Consider the following 2,865-nt stretch of genomic DNA (forward strand, 5'->3'; position numbering starts at 1 on the left):
TTTTACAGCTTTTTTAGTAGCTACATTGGTAATAGCAATTGTCCCAGGACCAGATATGGCATATATAGTCAGCCGTAGTATTGCGGAAGGTAAAAAGGTTGGAATAGCCACATCGTTTGGAATGCAAATGGGGGTTATGTTCCACATTCTACTTGCTGCATTCGGTCTTTCAGCTCTCTTGATGACTTCTGCACTAGTCTTTCAAATCATAAAGTATATAGGTGCAGCGTATCTAATTTATTTAGGAATACAAACTATTCGAGACAAAAAGAGATTAAATATTAATATTCAAGACAATCAAGGCGGAATAAGGAAAGCCTTTTGGCAAGGAGCAATAATAGATATTTTCAATCCGAAAGTTGCTTTATTTTTCCTTACGTTTCTTCCACAATTTATTAGTCCCAACATGGGGAACACTTTTTTTCAATTCATATTTCTGGGAGTTGTTTTTGCTTTGCTTACACTGATAGTTGATATCGGCTATTCACTGATTGCAGGTTCAATTAAAAATGTCTTAGCGAAAAATAACACTGCAATGCAATGGCAGAAAAAGATTAGCGGGTTTACTCTAATCGGTTTAGGGACTTTGTTAGCTTTTGAAAAGAGAGGATAATACTCACTAACGGTTGCTTTAGCAAAATCTGGCCATCAATTCGATGGTCTATTTTTATGTTCAAAATATTAAGTTGATCGCAGATATGTATTGTGAAATTTTACACTTAAACTAAAGGTGCTGGATAGTTCAATAAGAGCAGGAGAATGAATCTATGTCTATTGAAGTAACTATATTAAAGGAAGTTATTGACCAATTGGTTGAGACAATAAAAAACAATTAGAAGGTAATACACTAGTTCCACTTACTGAAAATAAAGCAGTGAGGGAATTAGGAATAATAATTGCAATATTAACTGGTTTGCGTGATAAAACCGAAGATGAAAGTTTAAAAGAACAAATATGGTCTTTAAAAGAGGAAGCTGCCGACACATTTGAAAAATTAGCTAATAGGTTCTTAATTACTGAACAGTCCTTAGATAATGTGTAATAAAAGAAAAGGTGCTTCTTCAACTAACGGGTGCTTTAGTAAACTTGACCAGTATTTTCGATGGTCTATTTTATATTCAAAAATCAAGTAGACGTAAGAAATCCATTGTGAAATGCTACACTTCAACTAACGCAGCGGGTTAGTTGAAGAAAGAACTTTTTAATCGTAAATAATTACTCCTCCATGCAGATAAATGGGTATTTCTTGTTTATTGTTAATTAATTGAATGGTATATGAATCATCTAATTGAAAGTCATCTAATGGGATATTTAACCCCCCTATGTAATTTCCGATTTCAATTATTCCGACTTTACTGCCTGCCGAGTTTTGTAAGATAATAGACATTGATTCAAACTTTTCTATAGGTTCAATAATTATACTATGAGGTTTTCTAAAAAAGATATTATTTTTACCGACAGGGATATTGCTAGAAAATGAAAAACTATGGAAAACATAAAGTTTATATTCATTTGATTTTGAAAGTTCTTTTACTTCAGCCTTGAATTCTTCGGGAGGATTGATAATCAACCCATTTTCATCTTCTGCTGATTTATAGAGTTTAGTTTCGATTAATTGATTTTTAATTTCTTCCTCGGAATAGGATTTCATCAATTGCCCGTTCTTGTCAATTAATTTCATATATGAGCCCTTCAGTGTATTAGCTTCAACGGAATTGTTACGAGAGTTTTCGACTGTTTCCTCACCCTTGAGATTATTGAAATTCATAAAGATCACAATAGTTAATGCTATTACGATAAGTATTAGAAAATATAGGATATTTTTTTTCACAAGAAAATTCCTCCTATCATTTATATATATTTCCATATATTAAAATTATAACATTTTTTTCATCTACATTAATATTTAGTATTAAAAGTGAATATTTAACTATAAAAGAATTAAGGATTGATAACAGTCCAAATAAAGAGAAATATAAGGTAATCATTGAGGATTCAAGAATATATAATTTGTTAGAAGAAGGTAATGAATACTTTGTAAATATTCAAGGTGTTAAAAAGAGAGGTCAATCAGAATATATTTATACTTTTGGTCAATTAGGTTTGGTTGATGGAACACAATTGGCGAGTGAAGGAAAAATTGAATAATTAACTAACGGGTGCTTTAACAAAATGTGGCCATCATTTCGATGGTCTATTTTTATGCCCAAAACATTAAGTTGATCTCAGTTATGCATTGTGAAATGTTACACTTAAACTAAAGCGGCAGTTTAGTTGAATAAGCAATGAGAAAAAAATTCAGGAGGTAATTATATGGTGAAATATATAAATTATACGACAGAACCCCCTATTAACTTTGACCAATTACTAACCCTATATGAATCTTTAGGATGGAATTCACTTAAATTAACATGTAATGATTTGGAACGAATGTGCAATCAAAGTTGGTACGCCATTTATGCATTTGATGAAAAACAATTAGTGGGTATGGGACGTGTTATTTCAGATGGTGTAATTACTGGAGTAGTTTGTGGATTATGTGTTCTACCAAGCTATCAGTCCGAAGGAATCGGCAAAGAAATGGTGTATCGAATAATTCACCATTGTGAGCAAAATCGGGTAATTCCTCAACTAATGTGTGTGGAAGGGTTGGAACCATATTATGAAACCTTTGGGTTCAAAAAATTTACCATTGGTATGTCAATAAATATAAATAGATAGATTTAACTTTCTTCTTTAACTCCCATGAAAATTAAAATCTTCGATTTATAGAAAAAGGCAATACGAAATCGGACGCAGCTCAATAATTTTTTAAAAAAGTGCAGCGCCTAAATGAGAATTAAATTATGGATTGTACTAGGAGGC

Annotated in this window: 5 protein-coding genes; 4 read left to right on the plus strand and 1 reads right to left on the minus strand. The window is 31.7% G+C overall.

What is annotated here, in order from left to right; all coding sequences use genetic code 11:
• Together FG382_RS22485 and FG382_RS23105 are read left to right on the plus strand one after the other, a co-directional pair.
• Positions 1 to 613, plus strand: a 613-nt coding sequence (locus FG382_RS22485; RefSeq protein ID WP_142541077.1) for a LysE family translocator, incomplete at its 5' end; no start/stop codon positions are given.
• A 261-nt stretch (positions 614 to 874) separates the two neighbouring features.
• Positions 875 to 1,042 (plus strand): hypothetical protein, encoded by a 168-nt coding sequence (locus FG382_RS23105; RefSeq protein ID WP_194483531.1) that lies wholly within the window; start codon positions 875 to 877, stop codon positions 1,040 to 1,042.
• A 159-nt stretch (positions 1,043 to 1,201) separates the two neighbouring features.
• Here FG382_RS23105 and FG382_RS22490 read toward each other — a convergent pair whose 3' ends face one another.
• On the minus strand, positions 1,202 to 1,831 hold the full coding sequence (locus tag FG382_RS22490) for a hypothetical protein (protein WP_142541078.1): 630 nt from the start codon (positions 1,829 to 1,831) through the stop codon (positions 1,202 to 1,204).
• 179 nt (positions 1,832 to 2,010) lie between these two features.
• On the opposite strand from FG382_RS22490, the gene FG382_RS22855 reads away from it, so the two are divergent.
• Both FG382_RS22855 and FG382_RS22495 read left to right on the plus strand, forming a co-directional pair.
• The gene (locus FG382_RS22855; RefSeq protein ID WP_170206605.1) at positions 2,011 to 2,148 is read left to right on the plus strand and encodes a hypothetical protein; all 138 of its coding nucleotides are present in this window, start codon (positions 2,011 to 2,013) and stop codon (positions 2,146 to 2,148) included.
• Between the two features lie 165 nt (positions 2,149 to 2,313).
• The gene (locus FG382_RS22495; RefSeq protein WP_142541079.1) at positions 2,314 to 2,721 is read left to right on the plus strand and encodes a GNAT family N-acetyltransferase; all 408 of its coding nucleotides are present in this window, start codon (positions 2,314 to 2,316) and stop codon (positions 2,719 to 2,721) included.
• Positions 2,722 to 2,865 lie beyond the last annotated feature (144 nt).

Origin of the sequence: Psychrobacillus lasiicapitis, assembly GCF_006861795.1 — a bacterium.
Taxonomy (GTDB): domain Bacteria; phylum Bacillota; class Bacilli; order Bacillales_A; family Planococcaceae; genus Psychrobacillus; species Psychrobacillus lasiicapitis.

What these genes read in the sequence shown, in the direction of transcription:
- FG382_RS22495 (WP_142541079.1), top strand. Translation starts at nt 2,314, where the DNA reads ATGGTGAAATATATAAATTATACGACAGAACCCCCTATTAACTTTGAC.